At 61.1% G+C, this 19510-nt stretch carries 15 protein-coding genes and 1 tRNA gene; 5 read left to right on the forward strand and 11 right to left on the reverse strand.

Features of this window, described 5'->3' with window-relative positions; translation table 11 throughout:
- Positions 1 to 22 precede the first annotated feature (22 nt).
- The 3 genes from F0184_RS05420 to F0184_RS05430 form a co-directional block, all read right to left on the reverse strand.
- On the reverse strand, positions 23 to 601 hold the full coding sequence (locus F0184_RS05420) for a YqaA family protein (RefSeq protein WP_150495128.1): 579 nt from the start codon (positions 599 to 601) through the stop codon (positions 23 to 25).
- Positions 602 to 852: 251 nt separating this feature from the next.
- Positions 853 to 1896, reverse strand: a complete 1044-nt coding sequence (locus tag F0184_RS05425; RefSeq protein ID WP_150495129.1) for a nucleotidyltransferase family protein — start codon at positions 1894 to 1896, stop codon at positions 853 to 855.
- A gap of 363 nt (positions 1897 to 2259) precedes the next feature.
- A tRNA-Leu gene (locus tag F0184_RS05430) sits at positions 2260 to 2344 on the reverse strand.
- A gap of 214 nt (positions 2345 to 2558) precedes the next feature.
- On the opposite strand from F0184_RS05430, the gene F0184_RS05435 reads away from it, so the two are divergent.
- Complete coding sequence (locus tag F0184_RS05435; RefSeq protein WP_150495130.1) at positions 2559 to 3071, forward strand: cupin domain-containing protein; 513 nt, start codon at positions 2559 to 2561, stop codon at positions 3069 to 3071.
- Positions 3072 to 3153: 82 nt separating this feature from the next.
- Positions 3154 to 4716 carry a CYTH and CHAD domain-containing protein gene (locus tag F0184_RS05440; RefSeq protein WP_150495131.1) on the forward strand — a complete coding sequence of 521 codons (1563 nt, stop codon included), beginning with the start codon at positions 3154 to 3156 and terminating at the stop codon, positions 4714 to 4716.
- A gap of 24 nt (positions 4717 to 4740) precedes the next feature.
- On the opposite strand, the gene nagA is transcribed toward F0184_RS05440, so the two are convergent.
- Positions 4741 to 5886: an N-acetylglucosamine-6-phosphate deacetylase gene (gene nagA, locus F0184_RS05445; protein ID WP_150495132.1), complete on the reverse strand. Its 1146-nt coding sequence runs from the start codon at positions 5884 to 5886 to the stop codon at positions 4741 to 4743.
- 240 nt (positions 5887 to 6126) lie between these two features.
- On the opposite strand from nagA, the gene F0184_RS05450 reads away from it, so the two are divergent.
- Complete coding sequence (locus F0184_RS05450) at positions 6127 to 6414, forward strand: DUF5132 domain-containing protein (RefSeq protein ID WP_150495133.1); 288 nt, start codon at positions 6127 to 6129, stop codon at positions 6412 to 6414.
- Positions 6407 to 6901: a hypothetical protein gene (locus F0184_RS05455; protein WP_150495134.1), complete on the forward strand. Its 495-nt coding sequence runs from the start codon at positions 6407 to 6409 to the stop codon at positions 6899 to 6901. The genes F0184_RS05450 and F0184_RS05455 overlap by 8 nt, the downstream gene beginning before the upstream one ends.
- Here the strand turns inward: F0184_RS05455 and F0184_RS05460 are convergent.
- From F0184_RS05460 to F0184_RS05485, 6 genes are all read right to left on the reverse strand, one after another.
- Positions 6898 to 8046, reverse strand: coding sequence for a methionine adenosyltransferase domain-containing protein (locus F0184_RS05460; RefSeq protein ID WP_150495135.1), 1149 nt, complete (start codon positions 8044 to 8046; stop codon positions 6898 to 6900). The genes F0184_RS05455 and F0184_RS05460 overlap by 4 nt on opposite strands.
- Entirely contained in the window at positions 8039 to 11014 is a 2976-nt protein-coding gene (locus tag F0184_RS05465) for a cation-translocating P-type ATPase (protein WP_172971995.1), read from the reverse strand. The genes F0184_RS05460 and F0184_RS05465 overlap by 8 nt, the downstream gene beginning before the upstream one ends.
- Positions 11015 to 11401: 387 nt before the next feature.
- On the reverse strand, positions 11402 to 12334 hold the full coding sequence (locus F0184_RS05470; protein WP_150495137.1) for a metal ABC transporter permease: 933 nt from the start codon (positions 12332 to 12334) through the stop codon (positions 11402 to 11404).
- Positions 12334 to 13548 (reverse strand): metal ABC transporter permease, encoded by a 1215-nt coding sequence (locus tag F0184_RS05475; RefSeq protein ID WP_150495138.1) that lies wholly within the window; start codon positions 13546 to 13548, stop codon positions 12334 to 12336. The genes F0184_RS05470 and F0184_RS05475 overlap by 1 nt, the downstream gene beginning before the upstream one ends.
- Positions 13548 to 14372: a metal ABC transporter ATP-binding protein gene (locus F0184_RS05480; protein ID WP_280176928.1), complete on the reverse strand. Its 825-nt coding sequence runs from the start codon at positions 14370 to 14372 to the stop codon at positions 13548 to 13550. Before F0184_RS05480 ends, F0184_RS05475 begins: the two co-directional genes overlap by 1 nt.
- 11 nt (positions 14373 to 14383) lie before the next feature.
- On the reverse strand, positions 14384 to 15340 hold the full coding sequence (locus F0184_RS05485; protein ID WP_150495139.1) for a metal ABC transporter solute-binding protein, Zn/Mn family: 957 nt from the start codon (positions 15338 to 15340) through the stop codon (positions 14384 to 14386).
- A 503-nt stretch (positions 15341 to 15843) separates the two neighbouring features.
- On the opposite strand from F0184_RS05485, the gene F0184_RS05490 reads away from it, so the two are divergent.
- On the forward strand, positions 15844 to 17949 hold the full coding sequence (locus F0184_RS05490) for a methyl-accepting chemotaxis protein (RefSeq protein WP_150495140.1): 2106 nt from the start codon (positions 15844 to 15846) through the stop codon (positions 17947 to 17949).
- Positions 17950 to 18003: 54 nt separating this feature from the next.
- On the opposite strand, the gene F0184_RS05495 is transcribed toward F0184_RS05490, so the two are convergent.
- On the reverse strand, positions 18004 to 19377 hold the full coding sequence (locus tag F0184_RS05495; RefSeq protein WP_206668302.1) for an MFS transporter: 1374 nt from the start codon (positions 19375 to 19377) through the stop codon (positions 18004 to 18006).
- Positions 19378 to 19510 lie beyond the last annotated feature (133 nt).

Below are 19510 nucleotides of genomic sequence, written 5' to 3' on the forward strand. Positions count from 1 at the left end.
TTCTTCGCTTTCGCGGCAGTAATCATATGAACCGTAAAGCGGCAAAGCCGCCCACCAGCAAGATCACGAACAAAGTGAACATAAGGCCGAGGCGCTTTTCGATAAAGTCGCGGATCGGAGGGCCGAAAAAATAAAGAAGCGCCGCGACCACGAAGAAGCGCAGCCCGCGCGACACGAGGCTGGCGGCAATGAAGATCGGCAGGCTCAGTCCGGCCACCCCGGATGCAATCGTGATCACCTTGTAGGGAAACGGCGTCAGACCGGCGATGAAAACGAACCACCAGCCCCATTCGTTGAAGACCACGCTGAACTCACTCAGCCAGTGCATCTTTCCGTAGAAGCTAAGAACCGGTTGGGCGACCTGCTCGAACAAGAACATGCCAAGAAAATACCCCAGAACGCCCCCGGCGACCGAGGTGAGCGTACAGAGGGTCGCAAACCACCAGGCTTTCTCCCGTTTTGCGATCACCATGGGGATCAACAACAAGTCGGGCGGAATCGGAAAAACGGAGCTTTCCACAAAGGACACTGTGCCGAGAGCGGCCGGGGCGCGCGGCCCGGCGGCAAGGGAGAGGGTCCAGTCATAAAGGCGTCTGATCATGCGCGCTGCTTAGCCCGCGGACCGGTAAAAGTCATCAGAAATCGGCCTGCGGGGAGCATGTTGCGCATGTCCTGTCCTGTCGCCAGAGCGAACGGGAACGCGATCCGCGGCCCGGACTAAGCGCATTGAGTAAGAACTGGAGCTTCGCCAAGAGCGAGACAGGAAATCGTCCCACCGTCTCTGCAATTTTCCCGGATCACTGTCCCGGCGATTTTACCCGGCCATAGAGGCGTTATTCGACTACGATATGGCTACCACTCATGAGATCGCGTGGCAGCGGTTCGCACAAGTTTATCGGCCAGATCGCGGAATGACTTTGGCAATCCGGACAAGACTGGGTCGTCGAAACTCAGGCGAAGATATTTGGTTGCGATCTCGGCGACTATGCGAGCCTGTTGCTCATCACGGACGCGTTTCGCCGGATCCCGGGTGGCATCATTTTCTACGATCCACTGCTTTTGCAGAGCATAGGCCCTTGGATCAATGGTCACGATCCTTACAGGCAGCCCACGCTCGTCAAAAGCCGTCGCCGTGAACTTGGGCGCATTCAGGAGCCATTTGCTGCTGTGTGTTGTTGTGGCAATCAGGTCTTCTGGATGATCGGATAGGCGTCTATGCCCCTCCCTCATGATCCTGTCATGGTCCTGAGGTTCCAGGAGATCGACCATGTAGCCTTCTTTGTTGGCGGCTGTGTATGTCTTGCTCTTCGCACGCTCAAACGACCGGTCAACCGTTTGGAGAGCGCCGATCAAGCCCTTCTCACTCACCTCACCAGTCATGACCAACCGCCGTCTGGCATCAAACAGGATATCTACATCTCCTGTGGCGACCATGCTTGCGTCGATCCGGACCGCTGCCTGTGCCTCAAACGCATAAAGAGCATTCGTCCCTAAAACGATCAGCGACGTTCCGAGCCAACCCAAGTCATCCAGCTTTCGTATAACCCTCGCTGTCAGCAAAGGCACCCGGCCCAATCCCCTGGCTCTGAGAACCGGAGCACGGTCCTCGAGCTGTTTCCTCAGCCCGGCAACCCGCTCCTCAACACGTGCCTTGCCTGCCACGAAATGCTCAAGTGTTTGCTCTGTCTCAGGGCTGCGCCGACCGTAGGACTTCCGGGTTGAACTACCATGCGGCCTTCGAATGAGGTATTCTGCGTCACCTCTGGATTCGAATTTCATTGATCCGCCATAGCTATGCCGTCCGTCAGCCTGTGCTGAGCGCAGCAAATCATAGCGATCCCGAGCATCGATAGCATCACGGATGCTATCTCCATCCAACTGACTGATTTCAAACATTTTTGCCAACTCAATAGAATTTTTTGCATTTTATTGGCAAAAGTATTTTTAGTCAAAATCTTAGCCCGAGAAGCGCTTTCTATTTTCACGTGGGAATCATGAGTTATCCAAAACAAATCAACAACTTCGCGGCACACATGCAAAAGCTAATAACTTGCACCAAATGTGGGATGAAGCCGGGCTGACTGGCCTTTCGGTCCATGGGCTTCGCAAGACCGCTGCGGCTACCTTGCTTTCTCGGAACTCAAACTATTGAGGTGCTAGCTTAATAATGATCGATCACCCTACCTTCTTGAAACGTCCTCCGAGGCAGGACTGTGAAGACAGGTAAGTTATTGAAATTAATTAACTAAAAAATAAAAATGGTGCCCCCCGCCGGAATCGAACCGGCACTCCCGAAGGAACGGGATTTTGAATCCCGCGCGTCTACCAGTTCCGCCAGAGGGGCAACTGACACCGGATCGGGTGCTTATCATGGTCTTCTTGAAAGGCGCAAGCCGGAAGAGCGCCCCAAACCCAAAAAAGATCGCGGGAGCCCGCGCCGTCAACGGGTTGTCTCCTGTCGTCTTGCCTGTCTTTGCACAATCGCAATCTTTCGCGTGTATCGGCAGCAGTCATGAGGAGCGACGTGATGTTTCCGCATCAAGACAGCAGGGGGATGCATGACCGGGGCACAGGGTAGATTTCCAGCAGAACCGGCAGTCGCGGACACGGAAAAGGCGACGGGCTTGCCGGCATCGGGCGTTTTTCCTGCCCACATGCTCGACCCGAGCCAGCTCGAACCCGCTCCCATCCGGCCGCACTGGATCCTGGAGGGGGCGCCGGAGGCCCGTTGCAAGAACCTGTCGGTCGGTACCCGGGGCTGGGCAACCACCGATCATTGGTCCTGCACGGCCGGCAGGTTCCGCTGGCACTATGGCTGGGATGAAAGCGTCCTGTTCCTGGAGGGCGAGGTGTTCATCACGGATGAACGGGGCGAGACCTATCACGGGGTGCCCGGTGTGGCGCTGTTCTTTCCGGCGGGCACAAGCGCAACCTGGCATGTCCCGCACTATATCCGCAAACTTGCCTTCAACGACCGGCCGATCCCCAAACCGGCCCATTATGCGGTCCGGCTTGTCGACAAGGCGCTTGCCGTGTTCCAACGGCGCTCCGCCAAGGGGGGCTTGTCCTGACGTGTCCCGAGTGACGAACCAGTAGGGTGCAACGAGTGCACTTTTTCTGGACACAAATCCGCGAAATGGCTAGATGTAGGCCATGTCAAAAACTGCAAGAGAAATCGAGCTGAAGCTCGAAGTGCCCGAAGAGGCCCAGGCGCATCTGAGGCGGACCGGGGCCGTGGAAGGTTTCAGTTCCAGCCGCACGACCACCCGGACCCTGCATTCGGTCTATGTCGACACACCCGACCAGGCCTTGCGCAAGGCGAAGATCTCCTTGCGGGTGCGAAAAGTGGGCCGGAGCTGGGTGCAAACGGTCAAGATCGGAACGGGTGTGGCCGCCGGCGTTTCGTCGGCCATCGAAGTCGAGACCCGCGTCAGCGGCGGTTCGGTTGATCTCGCTGCAATCGGCGACGACAAGATTGTCGCCATCCTGCACGAAACAATCGCGGGCCAGGCGCTCGCGCCGTGCTTCGAGACCGTGATGAAGCGAACCACCCGCATCCTGACCGCCGACCAGGACGGCAGCGAGATTGAAGTGGCGTTCGACACCGGCCAAGTCACGTCAGGCGGACGGACCGAGCCTTTGTCCGAGGTGGAATTCGAACTCAAGTCGGGAAGCGCCGAGGCCCTGTTCAAGGCCGCCCGGGGCGTGATCGGGGCGACGCCGTTCCGGTTCTCGCCCTGCTCAAAGGCGGAGCGGGGTTACCGGCTGGCGGAGGGGCGGGACAACGGCCTTGCGGCGCCAAAACTCGCCGAACGCGTTGTCCTCGACCCGGAAGAAACCGCCGAGCGCGCCTTTCGCGAGATCCTGCGCTCCTGCCTCGATCAGATCACGCATAACCGGCTTGTTGTGCTTCAAAGCGATGCGCCCGAAGGTCCGCATCAATTGCGGGTCGGCCTGCGGCGGCTGCGCAGCGCATTCCGGCTGTTCAAGCCGGTCATCCACCCAGCGAGTTTCGTGCCGCTCGACGTGGCAGCGAGAACGCTGGCCGGAGAGGCCGGAGAGGTCCGCGATCTGGATGTCCTGACCGATGAGATCGTCCGGCCGTTGAAGGAAAATGCGCCCGCGGGCGTGAATGTGGAAACACTCGTTACCTATCTGGAAGCGCGGCGGGAAGCCGCCCGCGTGAAGCTCAAGACCCATTTGGGCCAGGAAGACATCAATCACTTCATTCTCGACCTTGCGACCTACACGGAAGGACGGGGGTGGCTGGATCCGGACAATTTCGATCAGACGACGAAACTGGCCGGCACAATCAGTGACTTTGCGCGGGCCGCGCTCGACCGGCAGTGGCGAAAGGTCTCAAAGTTTGGCGCGCGGATCGACGATCTCTCGATCGAGGAACGGCATGACATGCGCAAGGCTTTGAAAAAGCTGCGTTATGGCATCGAGTTTTTCGACAGTCTTTATCCAGGCGATACCGTCAAACCCTTCCTGAAGCGCATGAAACGTCTGCAGGACATTTTCGGTTATCTCAACGATGTTGCCATGGCCGAGAAGCTGGCGCTGATCAACGATAGGGAAGGCGAAGGCGCCGTCGACCGCGCTCAGGCTGTCGGGTTCGCCATCGGCTGGCATGAGGCGCAATCGGCGGCCACTTGGCCGCATGCGAAGGGCTATTGGCGCGAGACCAAGAAGTCGCCGAAGTTCTGGAATTAGGGCTTTCGCGCGATCCGCCGCCGCCTAAGGCGCGACCGGTTCGCCGCCGAGCCAGATGCCTGTCAGGTTGAGGGCACTGTCCAAAGCCAGAATGTCGGCCCGCGCGCCGGGGGCGAATCGGCCCCTGTCGGTCAGCCCGAGCATCCTGGCCGGGTTTCGCGATGCCATTTGCAATGCGCGCTCGAGCGGCTGGCCACAATGGTGGACAGTGAAACGTACCGCCGACATCATGTCCAGATCCGAGCCGGCCAGTGTGCCGCCGGCGACCGTCAACCGGCCGTTCGCCCGTGTCACGGTCCGGCCATTCAGACTGAACGTATCGGCGGATACCCCGACCGTGGACATGGCGTCCGTCACGAGGGTCATCCGGTCAACCGGCCCTGCGGCCATCAGCATTTTCAAGACGGCGGCATGCACATGGTGGCCGTCCGCGATCAGGCCGCACCAGATGTCGGCCCGTTCCATCGCCGCACCGATCAGTCCGGGTTTCCGGTGGTGCAGTGACGCCATCGCGTTGAACACATGGGTGACAGCGCTGGCTCCGGCCCTGAAAGCGGCGTGTGCCGTTTCGTAATCCGCATTCGTATGCCCGAGGCTCACAATCACATCGTGAGCCGCGAGCGTTTCGATATCCGCGTGGGAGGCGTTTTCCGGGGCCAGCGTGACCACCACTTTACCCAGATCCCGGCGCGTGTAGCGGCGCATATCGGCGGGGCACAGCGGCCGGAAAAGACCGGGATCGTGAACCCCGCATTTTTCCACCGACAGATGCGGTCCCTCGAAATGGATCCCAACGATCCCGGGATGGCCCGTTCGAAGCGCGTTTGAAATCGCCTCGGCCGCTGCCTCGGTCACCGCCTCGTGGTCGGTAATGATCGTCGGCAGCAGCGCTGTTGTGCCGAAAGCCAGATGCGCGCGCGCCATTGCCGCCGCACCATCTGCCGTCGGCGTTTCGTTGAACAAAACGCCCCCGCCGCCGTTGACTTGCCAGTCCACGAACCCGGGACACAGAACGGCTGCTCCCGTATGCGTGACGGACGCACCGCTTGGCAGGTCACCAAGTGCCGTGAGCGCAACAATGCGGCCTTCCGCCAAGACCAGGGCCGTCTCTTCGTGAAACATGTCGCCGTCGAAGATGCGGTCAGCTGTCAGGATCGTGCAGGCTGTCATGAGATGGTTCCGATGCTGCGGCGAGTGACGGACCCTGTCCGGATATCCATCCTGACCGCCAGAGGCAAACCCCGGTGAGAGCCGCCGCGAGGAAAATGACCGACAAAAGGGGCCGCCTTGTCTTTCCAACGGCATACCCGCATGAAAAGGTGAGAACAAGTGGTTGCCAAGTGGATCCATGTCGACAAAACATGCGGTCGAGACTGATGGATTTTAAAAATCTGACGGAGGTGAGGTCGAATGTCCGTGCGATTGTTTCTGCTGGGAGCTTCGGTTGCCACGGCCGGATTGATGCTGGTGCCGGGCGTTGCCGCCGCGGTGGCCAGAGCGGGACGTCCGGCGATGCGCTCCGCCATGAAATCCGGCGCTTCCGCCTACCATGAGGTCCGCCGGGCCGGTGCGGAGGCTTATGAGCATTTCGAGGACATGGCCGCGGAAGTCCGGGCGGAAATGACCCCCGGTGCCCCGCCGCCTCATGACGATGAACCGTCCCATGACAGTGAAACCGGAGAAAGGCGGGATGACTGAGACCGAGGGCGATCCAGCTTCCAAGCCGATAAAGGTCCATCTGGTCCATTCGACCGATGGCCGCGCCCGCCTGAGACTTGTGCGTCCCGTCACGCGCGCCCGGCTCGAAGATGTGTGTGAAGCCCTGGCGCGCATGCCCGGCGTGACCCGCAGCCTGGCCAGGCCCAACACGGGCAGTTTGATCGTTGAAGCCGATCTGAAGAAAAACGCGCTGGCCGATTTGCTGGCGGCATGTTCCGCGATCAAGATCGTGCCCAAGATGCCGTCCCCGCCGCTTGGGGCGTCCCTCCAGTTCGGCCTGCTCCGCGCCGATCAAGCCATCACCCAGCGAAGCGGCGGGCAGCTCAATCTGCACACGGCGCTTGGTGCCCTTCTTTTGGTCTTGTCGATTGTCCAGCTCGCCCGCGGACGCATCGTCGGCCCCGCGGCAACGCTTCTGGTCAATGCCCTGTCACTGCTGGAGAACGGCGGCCCGAACCGGCGCTAGTATCCTACGCTTCCACTAAGCGGGATCGGTTGATCCCAGGGCAGATCCATATCGGTCCGGCCGAAGTGGCTGCGGCGCGCCAGGGGCGCATAAAACTGGCCGCCACGGGCTCGCGGCAAGGCCCAAAGGTTCAGCCGCTCGATGATCCCGCCAATGCTGAAGTCGATGCGCTGCCGGAGCGTTTCCGATATCTCGCTTTCGGGAAGGAGCGCGGTTTCGAAGCAGTCGACCTCCAGACTGGCCGCCTCACTATCCCCGGGAACATAGGACAACTGCACTTCGCATTCCCGTGCCAAACCGGCTGCGACAACGCTCACGGCGGCCTGACGGGCGGCATAGGCGGCCACCCGGTCGATGCGGGCCGGATGTTTCCCGCTAAAGGCGGAGCTTGTTTCCCTGCAAAAGCCGCCATAGCCGTCTGCGGAACTCTTGCGGCCGGTCAAACCGGCATGAACCGAGGGGCCGCCGGGAGAATCGACACTGGTCACGCTGATCCGGGTGGCGGTCGTGATCGGGCATTCAGATCCGGCAAGGGCCGGCTTGATCGCCTCGGCCCGGATCATCTCTTCCAGAGCATCCGGCTTTGAGTGTCCGGGTGCGAACACGCCCACTGCAATCCCGGTGACGTCCACTGGTCTGCGTCCTGCAAACCGAACGGCGATCTGGGCCTGGGCGTCCCGCGCTATTCCCATGAGCCTGCGGTCCCGGATAGCGTCTTCAATCGCCATGCAGACACGGTGCGCGTCCCGAATGGGAAGCGGCATGCGTTCCGGCGTATGGTCGCAGGCATAACCAAACGCCGTGGTCATGCGATCGGCCAGGCTGATCACCCGCTCCGGCAGGCCAACCAGTTCCGGCATTTCGGTGAGATCCAGCATCACCGTCGGTTGGCTGCCCCCGGTTTCCCCGCCATAACCTTCCTTGGCGATCACTTGGCGGGCGAGCGCTGCGGGATCGAAACTTAAAGGCCCGCCGTAGCGCAGCGACAAAAACACAATGCCGCTTGCCAGCGCGCATTCTGCGACACAGGCCGCCGGCGCCGGGGCGGTTAAAAAGGCGTCGACCATCGCGTCGCAGACCTGGTCCGACATCTTGTCGGGATGCGCCGAGGTGACCGCCTGCGAACTCAATACGAAATCACGCATTTCCGACCTCTTTCACGATAACGCCTGGAAACAGTTCGATCTTGAGGCTTCGCCGCACAAGCACGCTGGCAAGCGGCACCGCGGCTGCCGACAATGCAACGGCGACATCGCCTTTCGCGAGCGGGGCAATGCCCAGAAGACGGCGCAAACCCGGTGAGAAGAACGGCAACGCTCCAAGCGCGGACGACACCAGAAGCGCCAGATCAAGCGTCCGGTTTTCCAAAAGGGCACCGGGTTTCAGCTTGCGTGGATCCGTGCGCTGGCAGACCAGTGTGTAGAGAAGTTGTGCCTGGGACAGGGCCAGAAAGGTCATGCCGCGCGTTTCGGGGCCCGGGCCGTAGCGGGCGAGGCCCACGAGATGGGCCGCCATGGCGGACGCCGCTATGACGCCGCTGTCGGTGGCCATGCGCTTGAAGTCCCGGGCCGGTATGATGTTTTCGCCCGCCTCCCGCGGCGGTTGTTCCATGATGTCGGGATCCGGTTCGGCAAGCGCCAGTCCCAGCCCGGGCAACACATCCGTCACCAGATTGATCCACAGCAGCTCCATCGGCGTTTCCAACTCGCCCGGACCGTGCAGGGCCTCCAGGATCGAGACGGCAATCTCCGACATGTTGGTGGTGACAAGATACTCCAGCGACCGGCGGATATTGCGGTGGATGGCCCGCCCCTCGGCAATCGCCTCGACAAGCGTTGCCAGATTGTCGTCGCGGATCACGACGTTGGCGACATCGCGCGCCAGCTCCGTTCCGCTTTCGCCCATCGCAATCCCCACATCGGCCGCCGCCAGGGCCGGTGCGTCGTTGACACCGTCTCCGGTCATGGCAACAACCCGCCCGGATGCCTGGAGCGCCTTGACGATGGCCAATTTCTGATGGCTTGCGACCCGCGCGAAGACATGCGTTTCGCGCGCAAGCCCGGCGAGAAGTTCGGGCGGCAGATGCGCAAATTCGGTCGAATCGATCACCCGGACAGGCCCGCCGCCGGTCAAGCCGACCTCCCGCGCCACCGCAGCCGCCGTTGGCGCCTGATCGCCGGTGATCAGAACCGGTTGAATGCCCGCTTGCCTGATCCGGGCGATCAGCGTGGCGGCGCTGGGGCGAACCGGATCGACCATGGCCAAAAGACCGGTGAAGGTCATATTGCCTGGGTCGCCGCTGAGGTCTCCGGTCTCGGCCCGCGCGAATGCCAGCACCCGGGAGGGCCGGCCGGCCAGGTCGTCGTTCAATGCCATGACCCGGTTCCGGTCCTCTTCGGTGAGCGGGCGTGTCTGCCCGTCGTCGAGAACATGGCTACAGCGGCGAAGTACGGCCTCCGGCGACCCCTTGAGTGTCCAAAATGAGCCGGTTTTGCTCTGGTGACAGGTCCCCATGAAGGGTTGGCCGGCTTTTCGGTCCAGCGTTTTGAGCCGGCTGTGGCGCGCCCGCAGATCCTCGGGATCTATCCCCTGCGACAAGACGAAATCGAGCAGAGCCTGCTCGGTTTGAGAAGACCCGGCCGGCCGGCCATTCTCCAGTTGGCTGTCATTGTTCAGGGCGGCCACCTCGGCCAGTACCGTGAAGGCTGCGGTGCGCTCCAGCGGCACATGAGACAGGCCGGCGACGGCCTCAACCACCGCCATTCGGTTCTGGGTCAATGTCCCGGTCTTGTCGAGGCACAGCACCTGCAGGGCACCCATGCTTTCCACCGCGCTGAGCTGGCGGATCAAAATGCCTTTTCGCTCCATCTTGCGCAGGCCGACCGACAAGGTGGAGGTGGCGACCATCGGCAGTCCCTCGGGAACGGCTGCGACGGCCAGCGCCAGCGCGTCCTTCAACATCACCGCCAGCGAATAGCCCCGCAGAATGCCGACGCCGGCGAAAACACCGCAGGCGGCAAGGCTGGCCATTGCCAGTCGCGAGCCGAGCCGGTCGAGTTCCGCCTCAACCGGAGCCTTGGGACGCTCGGCGGTATCCGATAAATATTGAAGTTTCGCCGCTTCCGTCCGTCTGCCCGTGGCCACCACGACAGCCTGCCCCGTGCCTTCGGCAATGATGGTTCCGGCATAGACCATGGTCTTGCGTTCGACGATGGGTGTTTCCGCCGAGAGTTTCACCGCATCGGATTTGGCAACCGGCATGCTTTCGCCCGTCAGGGCGGATTCATCGACCATCAAATCTTCGGCCGCAAGAAGGCGCCCGTCGGCCGGAACTCGGACACCGGCCTTGAGGGTCAGAATGTCGCCGAACACCAGTTGGCTTGCGGGAATGCTGACCGTCCGCCCGCCGCGCAGGACATGAACCTGCTGGTCGCTCTGGTCCGTCAATGCATGGATGGTCCGTTCGGCCTGTCCTTCCGTCACAAAACCCAGGACGCCGTTCGCAGCCACGACCGAGAGGGTGGCCACCGCATCCGCGATCCCGCCGGTCGCCAAGGAGACAACGGACGAACCCACCAGCATCATCACCGGCAGACCCTGGAATTGCTTGAGCAGCAATTCCAGGTTTGTCGGACTGGATTCGTGCGGCAGTACATTGGGCCCATGCGACCGCAGCCTGCGGTCTGCCTCTTCGCGCGTCAGGCCATGAGCTGCCTGTGTTTCTGTCCCTGCGATGGCTTCGTCCACACTCAGTGCGTGCCAGACCGGACCGTCTGGAGCCAGCCGGCCGTTGTTGTCCCGCGGATCCGATCGCCGGGCTTGGGCATATCGGGGTTTCCCGGCAGCGCCGGAGTTGTGGCTTTTCTGGTCTGAAACCGCCCTGGCCACCGCTGATCGCAACGTGTCGATGTCCATCACCGGGTCGGCATCTAGAATGATGCTGCCGGTCACGCTGCGCGCCTTTATCCGGCGGATTCCCGGAGCAGCGGACAGTACGTGTTCCAGCGCCGCTGCATGCTCCGGCCGGTCGATGATTTCCGGGACCATCAGCCTCAAGCGTCCAGGCACGGCACTATGCCGAATCTGGGGAAGGGAGATGGCACCGCTCGTCATGCTTACAGGACTCCACAACTGGGAAACCGCGCGGCTGGACCAACCGATGAGACGGAGCGGTTCATGGCCACGCCTCGTTGCCTGTCCGGGCGCCATCCGTCAGACGAAGCAGAACGATAAACGCCAATGCGAAAGCAACCCAAGTCGGAAAAAACGCGTAGACCGCAGCGGTTGCCACGGACCCGTGTCAGAGAGCCTCTCCTGACAAGAATGGATCGTGTCGCGATCAATCTGGCCGTGCACCATTCCATGGTCGACCTGGGATCAAGACGCTGGCATTTGGTCTTTTATTCGGATCGGCAACATGATGCAGGCGCGATCAATTCCATGAAGCTGCCGGTCCTCCTTGCAAGGTGCAACCGCGCAGGTCCGGCCTTGGGATGCGGTTCACGCGATGTCCTGCCTTCCAACACCCTCCCGGCTGCGGTGCGGTCCGTAGAGGCAGGCCAGACCCAGGATGACGCCAGAGACGGCCGCGATCATTCCGGCGGCACTAACCGCGTTCTGGCCGCCGAACCACAAAGGGCCATAGCCGGCCAGGACGTAGCCAAGAACTGCGGAAAGCGTGGCGAGAAACACCGACCACCAGATCTGGTGTTCTAGCCGGTTGGTCATCAGGCGGGCGGCTGCCGGTGGGCAAACGAACATCGCTATGACAATGATCGAACCGACCGCGTCGAAGGCTGCGACAGCGGCCACGGCCGCGGTCACGACAAGCCCGAAGCCGAGTGCTGCTGCGGGAATGCCAAGCGCCTGGGCAAAGCCTTCGTCGAAGGTCGCGATCTTGAGCCAGCGCCAGAAAACCAGCGTCAGACCTGCGATGAACGCGCAGACAACCGCGATGCGGATCAGTTCATCCGGCAGTTTCGCGAGCGCAACAGGATCGACGAGCGAGTGCCAACCTTCGGCTTGGAACCAGATTAGGCTCTCGAGATTGCCCATCAGGGCGTGTTCAACATCCAGATGGACCCGGCTCGTGTCGGTTTGTTCCAGGATCAGAACACCGAGGGCGAACATGGCGGTGAAAACCACGCCCATCGCGGCCCCGGGCTCGATGTTGCCGAGGCGTTTGATTGCCTCGATCAGGATGACAGCAACAATCGCGGCTCCGGCCGCACCAAGCAACATCGGGATCGCGGCGGTCACCCCGGTGATCAGAAAGGCCACGATTATTCCGGGCAAAACCACATGGCTGATCGCGTCTCCAATCAGAGCCTGGCGCCGGAGGATGAGAAAGTTTCCAGGAAGCGCGCAGGCGATGGCGGAAAAGATGCCGATCAGGATCGGCGTAAGCGAGAACTGGACGAATTCGGCTCCCATCACGCACCTCTCACACTGACGGGTGAACCAAGCCGGAGGTCGAATTCCGCGATTTCGTCGGCAGTGAAAACGTCCTCAATGGGGGTGAGCCCGTCGTAGCGGCCGGTGAGACCGGCATCCTGATGGATTTCGCGGGCGATGTCCCAGCGGCGTTCGTCCCGGGCGATCTTGGCTGCCTGCGCCCGCCCGGCATCCGTCGGAACGCCGTCGGGACGCACCAGCCCTTCCTGTGCCAGAAGGCGGAGGGTGTAGGGCTCGCGGATGGGATGCTGTGCGGCAAGGGCCAGCAGACCCTGCCGGCGGTGGACGCGCACCTGGAAGCGGCGGTGGCGGATCACGGACGACAGCACGCCGCGCACCGGGGCGAAGAAGAGTGAAAAAACGAAAAATCCAGCTGCCATCAGGACAATGATCGGGCCCGTGGGCAGGCCGGGGGCTGAGGCCGACAGGACGGCCCCCAGATAGCCAGAGGCGGCGCCGATCCCGCCGGCGATCCAAATGACATGTTGCGCCCGCTCGGTCCAGAAACGCGCGGTGACCGCGGGAATGATCAACATGGCAACGATCAGGATGAGGCCCACCAGCTTCAGCCCGATCACCGTCACAGCCAGAACCAGGCCCATCATCAAGAGATCGATCCGCCGGACATTGTAGCCCATGGCCGCCGCGTACGTGCTGTCGAAGGCGACCAGGGTCATCGGCCGGCGCATCAGCCATGTGCAGAACACCGCAAGAGATCCGCCAATGCTGATGATTACCGCATCTTGAAACAGCATGCCCGCAGTGGAGCCGAGAAGAAAGCTTTCCAGACCGGCCTGCCGTCCCGCGCTCATGGTTTGGACGACGGTCAACAGCACGACGCCAATGCCGAAAGAAACACCCAGTACCGCTCCGATGGCCGCGTCCTCGGCCAGCCGGGTTCGGCGCGGGATCCACTCTATAATCAAGAGGCCTGCCCAGGCAGTGAGTGCCGAGCCCGCGAGCAGGCCGGCCAAGTTTCGTCCATCCCCGCCGAACGCCACCATCACCATGAAAGCGATGGCGATGCCCGGAAGGGTCGCATGCGCCACCGCATCCGAGACGAGGGCGCGTTTGCGCAGAAACAGGAATGTTCCGGACGACCCCGCCGCGAATCCCAGGAGCGCCGCGCCAATCGCGACCAGCGCCGCGTTGTAGCCTGCCTGCAGAAACAGCGCTTCCAGGAATTGCTGCATTATCGGCCTTCGACCATCGCCAGTTCGTCGAGATGGGTCGCTGCCAAACGTCCGCCATATGCCGCCTGCAGGTTCGCGGTCGTGAAGGCGCTCGAAACCGGCCCCTCAGCGATGGGCCGGACATTAATCAGGAACACATGGTCGAAATAGTCCCGCACGGTGGAAAGGTCGTGATGCACGGCGACTACGGCCTTGCCTTCCGATTTCAATAGCTTCAGAACATCGATGATGGCCCGCTCGGTCGCAGCGTCCACGCCCGCGAAGGGTTCATCCAACAGGTAAAGATCCGCATCCTGGGCCAGGGCCCGCGCGAGGAACACCCGTTGTTGCTGGCCGCCGGACAATTGCCCGATCTGGCGATGCGCAAAGTCGGCCATCCCGACACGGCCGAGACAGTCCAGCGCCCGGATTGTCATTTGGCCGGAAAGGCGTCCGAGCAATCCGACCTTGCGATAAAGCCCCATTTGCACGACGTCGATCACAGTGGTCGGGAAGTCCCAGTCGACGCTGGCGCGCTGAGGCACGTAGGCGATCCGGTTGCGCGCTTTGGTGATGGGTTGACCGAAAATGAAGACCTCGCCCGAAAGACGCGGGATCACGCCAAGCGACGCCTTGAGCAACGTCGATTTGCCAGCGCCGTTCGGCCCGATGATGGCCGACATAGCCCTGGCTGGGAAGGTCGCATCGACCGAAAATACGGCGGGCTTCTCGCCATACGAAACGGTGAGGCCGCGCACGGCAAGAGGCGCTTCCGCGGGAACGGCGGCCGGGCGCGTGGCCCGGCCGTCTTCCGCAGCCATTGCCGGCTGCTGGAGCTTCGTCATTCGGGGAGGTCTCAATTGAGCATACCTTGCATTCCGCTTTCGGGTGCCTGTCCGCCAAGCGCGGAGGTGATGGTCGTGGCATTGTGATCAATCATACCGATATAGGTGCCTTCATAGGTGCCTGGATCTCCCATCGCGTCCGAAAAAAGCTCACCGCCGATGATAACGTCGTGGCCCCGCGCCGCGGCGCCCTCGATCAGCGCCTGGATATTACGGTCCGACACGGAGGTCTCGACGAAAACCGCACCGATATTGCGTGCAACGAGCATGTCCACCAGCTCGCCGATCCGCTGAAGACCGGCTTCCGACTCGGTCGAAATACCTTGAATGCCGACCACCTCGAACCCGTAAGCGTTCCCGAAATAATTGAAGGCGTCATGAGAGGACAAAACGACGCGGCTTTCAACCGGGACCGTCGACAGGACTTCGTTTGTATACCGGGCCAGATCGTTCAACTGGGTAAGGTAAGTCTCCGCATTGGCCCTGAAGGTTTCCTCTCCCTCCGGGTGCACCCCAATGAGCGCGTCGCGGATATTGACGACAACCCGCGCCCACAGGTTCGGGTTCATCCAAAGGTGCGGGTCGAACCGGCCTTCGTAGTCTTCGGAGCCGAGCAGCAGGTTCCCCGGCACGGCTTCGGCCACGGCGACCACATTGCCGCTTTCGGCCAGGCTGAGCAGGAACTCTTCCATCTGCGCCTCGAGGTAGAGACCGTTCCATAGGACCAGATCGGCATTCGCCATGGCAACGATGTCGCTGCGGGTTTGGCGGTAGGCATGGGGATCCACACCGGCACCCATCAGCGCTTTCACCTCAACAATGTCACCGCCCACATTCGTCACCGCGTCTGCGATCATGCCGGTCGTTGCAACCACACTAAGCCGGTCCTGCGCCGTGGCCCAGCCCGCGGGCAACGCCAGGGCGATCGCGGTTGCGGCTGCGAGGAAGGTTCTTTTCGTCAGGTTCATGCTTTGGCTCCCGAAAACTTTTGCCGCGCTGGAGCGGCGGCTCAATTCATATTGCGAAGCAATCGCAAAGTCAATGCAATTGCGAGCGATTTGCAAGAGGGGATTGCCGGGCCACTTCAGATGAGGTCTGACACCGGATTATGGCGCCATGCCGCGGTGCCAAAGGAACCGGTTGCCGAAGCGGTTGTTCGCGCTTCCCAGACCTTGCCAAGTCCCCCAAGGCGGTCTTTGCTTGGACGAAAACCATTGTTCGGTTGTCCTAGCGATGGCGGGCTTCTCTTTCCGGAAGTAGACAGAATTCTGGCGATAAACACCCTCCGCCCATCGAAAGGATCACAAGCCGCACCCAAGCATTCTGTCGGAGCCGAAACAGTTTGCAAATTCAAAGCACAATCGGGCCGGAAATGGGGCAACCGGCAACGGGTTGTTAAAGCATCAAAGTTAGTTTTCTTGCGGTAGACGGCTTGTAACATACCCGGAAACACAATGGCGGGGGCTTATCAGTGTTCAATAGCGCGAAGGTTACGACGAAACTGATCGGAGTAAGCGTCTCGACGCTTGCACTCGCGTTGGCTGTCGGTATCGGGTTCATTGGCTGGCAGGCTTCAACCACAACGCAAAAGCGGGCTATCGCCGAAGCAGAGGCAGAAGCGCGCGAACAAGCCGAATTTGTCCGCCGTACGATGGAAAATGGCCTGACAGCCGCCGAAACACTCGCCTTTGCGCTGAACGGGCTACACAAAAGCGACACTCGGGATCGAGCGCAGTGGTTCAACGTGGTTGAAACGGTGACACAGGAAAACTCCGAGCTTTCCGGAACATGGGGCGCGGTGGTCGACGACCAGCTTGACGGGCGGGACACGGAGTTTGCGGGAGCCGACCAGCATGATGAGAGTGGCATCTGGCGACCATATTACTTCCGGCTGCCTGATGGAAAATTGGGCTACCGCACGCTTGGCGATTTAGCCGTTGGTGAACCGGGCGAGAGCCTGTGGTTCAATATCCCCTTCGCATCCGGTAAACCCCATGTTACAGAGCCCTACAGTTGGGATGTTGATGGACAAACCGTGTCGGGCGTGTCGTTTGGCGTGCCGATCAAAGATGGCGCGGAAACGATCGGTGTTGTGGGCGCCGACATCATGCTCACTCCGCTTTCCAATGCCTTGGCACAACAACAGCCGCTCGGCACGGGGTCCGTTCACCTCCTGTCTCGAGAAGGCAAGTGGGTCGCGCACCCGGATAGCGCGTTGCTTGGCAAGGAGTGGGCCGAAGGCCGGTCCGAAGCGGATTTGGCGCATCAGGACGCTTTGCTTGCGGCTGTACGGACCGGCCAACCGTACTCCTATGATGGATATTCGCACACTCTTGGCACGGACGTGAAACGGATCGTCGTGCCGGTGAAGATCGCTGACACCGATGCGAGCATGTCGGTGATCGTCAATGTTCCCAGCAGCACCTTGACTGCCGCATCCCGCCAAATCCTGATCCTTGTGATTGGAGTTGGCGCCGCGCTGCTTATGGTCATGGCTGGAACACTTTATTTCTTCGGCACCTCCCTGGTACGCCGTCCGCTAGAGCGGTCCGTTTCGGTGATCCAAGCCCTGATCGACCGCAGGTATGACATCACCATTCCCGATACCCAGCGGTCCGATGAAATCGGAGAAATCAACAAGGCATTGGTGGTATTCCGCGATAAGGCGGCGGAAGCCGACAAACTGTCGGACGATCAGCTTGAGCAGCAGCGTCTGCAGCTTGCCCGGGCAGAGCGGCTTCGCGAGCTATCACAAGACTTCGATGCAAAGATTTCTGCCCTCACAAATACGGTCATGTCCCAAGCAGAGGATTTGAACCGGGCTGCATCCGTTCTGACCGCCGGTGCCGACGATACGAGCGACAAGAGTACAGCCGTGGCTGCTGCATCGGAGGAAGCTTCGTCCAACGTCGAAACGGTGGCATCCGCGGCGGAGGAACTGATGGCGTCCGTGGAAGAAATCCGCCGACAAATGTCTTTGTCGGCCGAAATCGCAAGCCACGCTGTCGAGCAGGCACAGTCAACCAACGTGAAGATCGAAGGCCTTGCGGATGCGACAAACCGTATCAGCGAAGTTGTTAAACTCATCACCGCTGTTGCCGAACAGACCAACTTGTTGGCGCTGAATGCGACGATTGAGGCCGCCCGCGCTGGTGAAGCCGGAAAAGGCTTTGCCGTGGTCGCAGCCGAGGTCAAGGAACTGGCCAACCAGACCGCCAAGGCGACAGAGGAAATCGCCACGCAGATCCAGTCGGTTCAGCATGAAACCGCTGGTGCGGTCGACGCCATCAGGGGTATTTCGGCGACCATCGAAAAGATGAACGACATTGCATCCAGCATCCAAAATTCAGTCGAGCAGCAAGGTCTGGCGACTGAAGAGATCGCTCGAAACATTCAAGAAGCGTCCAACGGCACGCAGGAAGTTGCCCAAAACATTGTCAAGGTGGCATCCTCAGCAGATGAAACAGGTCGGACCGCGCGTCAGGTAAACAGCTCGGCGGAGGTTCTCCAGAGTGAAGCCGATCGACTGAAAGGGGAGGTCGACAACTTCCTCACGAATGTCCGTGAAGTCGCATAGCCTTCGTGGCCTTTGTCAGAAACGCCCGAAGATGCTTGGCAAGCTAGTATTTCGCTAGATCTGGGGTTGCCGGACGCGGGTCAGCAGCACAGCGCCAACAATGAAAAAAGCCAGGATGGCGGACATGCCCGCCGCCTGGCTGTTTGTCAGTGCGGTGACCAAACCCACGGTCAGCGGAGCGAGAAAGCTTGTAACCTTGCCCGAAAGAGCCAGAAGGCCGAAAAACTGCGTCATTCGCTCCTTTGGCGCGAGGCGCACAAGTAGACTCCGGGAGGCGGATTGAAGCGGTCCGGCTGCGACCCCGATCAAACCGCCCAAAACCAGAAACATTTGCTCGGGCAGGGAAGAAAACATCCCTCCTTCGGAGGGGGGCACGGCCAGAACGAAAAGGATTGTATCCCGGTCGACGGACACCAGTCCGATCCCGCAGATGATCAAGAGACTGAGAGCGGCAAGCAGGACGAGCTTCGGCCCGAACCGGTCATCCATCCAGCCGCCAAGGATGGCGCCCGCCGTGCCTGTGATGGTAAGAAGTATGCCGAAGGTCCCGATCTGGACGGAACCCCAGCCCAGTTGGCCGGCCGCATAAATCCCGCCGAACGCGAACAGCGCTACCAAACCGTCTTTATAGGCCATGTTCGCCAGCAGAAAGACAAACACCTGCCGGTTCCTTCGGGCGTGCCGGAGGTTATCCGCCAGGCTCCGAATGCCTTGGCGGGTGGCTGGGCCAAGACGCGCCTTTTTCGGCGCATCTGGCACCAATAGAAACAGTGGCAAAACGAATAGCAGGTACCAAAGCGCGGAAAACGGGCCAGCGGCCCTGTCGCCTTCCCGCATGCTCGGATCAAGGCCGAAAAGCGGTTCGAACCCAAGAAGGGTGCGCCCGGTCTCCGGGTCGGCGGCCATGAACCCCAACGCGAGGACCAGGCTCACCAGACCGCCCGCATAGCCAACCGCCCAACCCGCGCCGGACAACCGGCCAATCCGCGCCGGTGGCACGAGATCCGGCATCATGGCGTTGTTGAAAACGGTCGCGAACTCGATGGCAAGCGTGCCGACCGCAAAGGCGACCAGGGCGATCAGGATGCCATTCGGTGCGTCCGGTGCGGCATACCAAAGACCCCAACAGGCGAGCACGAATGGAATGGAGAAGCCGAAAATCCAGGGTTTGCGGTGACCTGTCGCATCCGCAATGGAGCCCAGTACCGGGGCCAGAAAGGCGATGGTCAGGCCGGCCGCTGCGGTTGCATATCCCCATAGGGCCTGCCCTTCTGCCGGTGTTGCCGCAAGCGCCGACGCGAAATAGGGCGCGAACACAAAGGTAGTGACCAGTGTGAAAAAGGGTTGCGCGGCCCAATCGAAAAGTGCCCAGGCCGCGAGCGCGGGCCGCCCGGCGGCACGAGAGTCAGTGGTTGATGAAGTGGTCATGAAGGTCCCGGACATAGGATTGAGCGAGGTCGCCCAAAACTCTAGACCGCTTGCTGAGCCGGGCCAAGCAGCATGGGCAGGTCCGTGTCAGGACGGTGCCCGCCCCGCAGTGCCATGACCCGGTGTGTGGAGC

Source organism: Roseibium aquae (assembly GCF_008711285.1).
GTDB lineage: Bacteria > Pseudomonadota > Alphaproteobacteria > Rhizobiales > Stappiaceae > Roseibium > Roseibium aquae.

What these genes read in the sequence shown, in the direction of transcription:
- F0184_RS05420 (WP_150495128.1), bottom strand. Translation starts at nt 601, where the DNA reads ATGATCAGACGCCTTTATGACTGGACCCTCTCCCTTGCCGCCGGGCCG.
- F0184_RS05425 (WP_150495129.1), bottom strand. Translation starts at nt 1,896, where the DNA reads ATGTTTGAAATCAGTCAGTTGGATGGAGATAGCATCCGTGATGCTATC.
- F0184_RS05435 (WP_150495130.1), top strand. Translation starts at nt 2,559, where the DNA reads ATGACCGGGGCACAGGGTAGATTTCCAGCAGAACCGGCAGTCGCGGAC.
- F0184_RS05440 (WP_150495131.1), top strand. Translation starts at nt 3,154, where the DNA reads ATGTCAAAAACTGCAAGAGAAATCGAGCTGAAGCTCGAAGTGCCCGAA.
- nagA (WP_150495132.1), bottom strand. Translation starts at nt 5,886, where the DNA reads ATGACAGCCTGCACGATCCTGACAGCTGACCGCATCTTCGACGGCGAC.
- F0184_RS05450 (WP_150495133.1), top strand. Translation starts at nt 6,127, where the DNA reads ATGTCCGTGCGATTGTTTCTGCTGGGAGCTTCGGTTGCCACGGCCGGA.
- F0184_RS05455 (WP_150495134.1), top strand. Translation starts at nt 6,407, where the DNA reads ATGACTGAGACCGAGGGCGATCCAGCTTCCAAGCCGATAAAGGTCCAT.
- F0184_RS05460 (WP_150495135.1), bottom strand. Translation starts at nt 8,046, where the DNA reads ATGCGTGATTTCGTATTGAGTTCGCAGGCGGTCACCTCGGCGCATCCC.
- F0184_RS05465 (WP_172971995.1), bottom strand. Translation starts at nt 11,014, where the DNA reads ATGACGAGCGGTGCCATCTCCCTTCCCCAGATTCGGCATAGTGCCGTG.
- F0184_RS05470 (WP_150495137.1), bottom strand. Translation starts at nt 12,334, where the DNA reads ATGGGAGCCGAATTCGTCCAGTTCTCGCTTACGCCGATCCTGATCGGC.
- F0184_RS05475 (WP_150495138.1), bottom strand. Translation starts at nt 13,548, where the DNA reads ATGCAGCAATTCCTGGAAGCGCTGTTTCTGCAGGCAGGCTACAACGCG.
- F0184_RS05480 (WP_280176928.1), bottom strand. Translation starts at nt 14,372, where the DNA reads ATGACGAAGCTCCAGCAGCCGGCAATGGCTGCGGAAGACGGCCGGGCC.
- F0184_RS05485 (WP_150495139.1), bottom strand. Translation starts at nt 15,340, where the DNA reads ATGAACCTGACGAAAAGAACCTTCCTCGCAGCCGCAACCGCGATCGCC.
- F0184_RS05495 (WP_206668302.1), bottom strand. Translation starts at nt 19,377, where the DNA reads ATGACCACTTCATCAACCACTGACTCTCGTGCCGCCGGGCGGCCCGCG.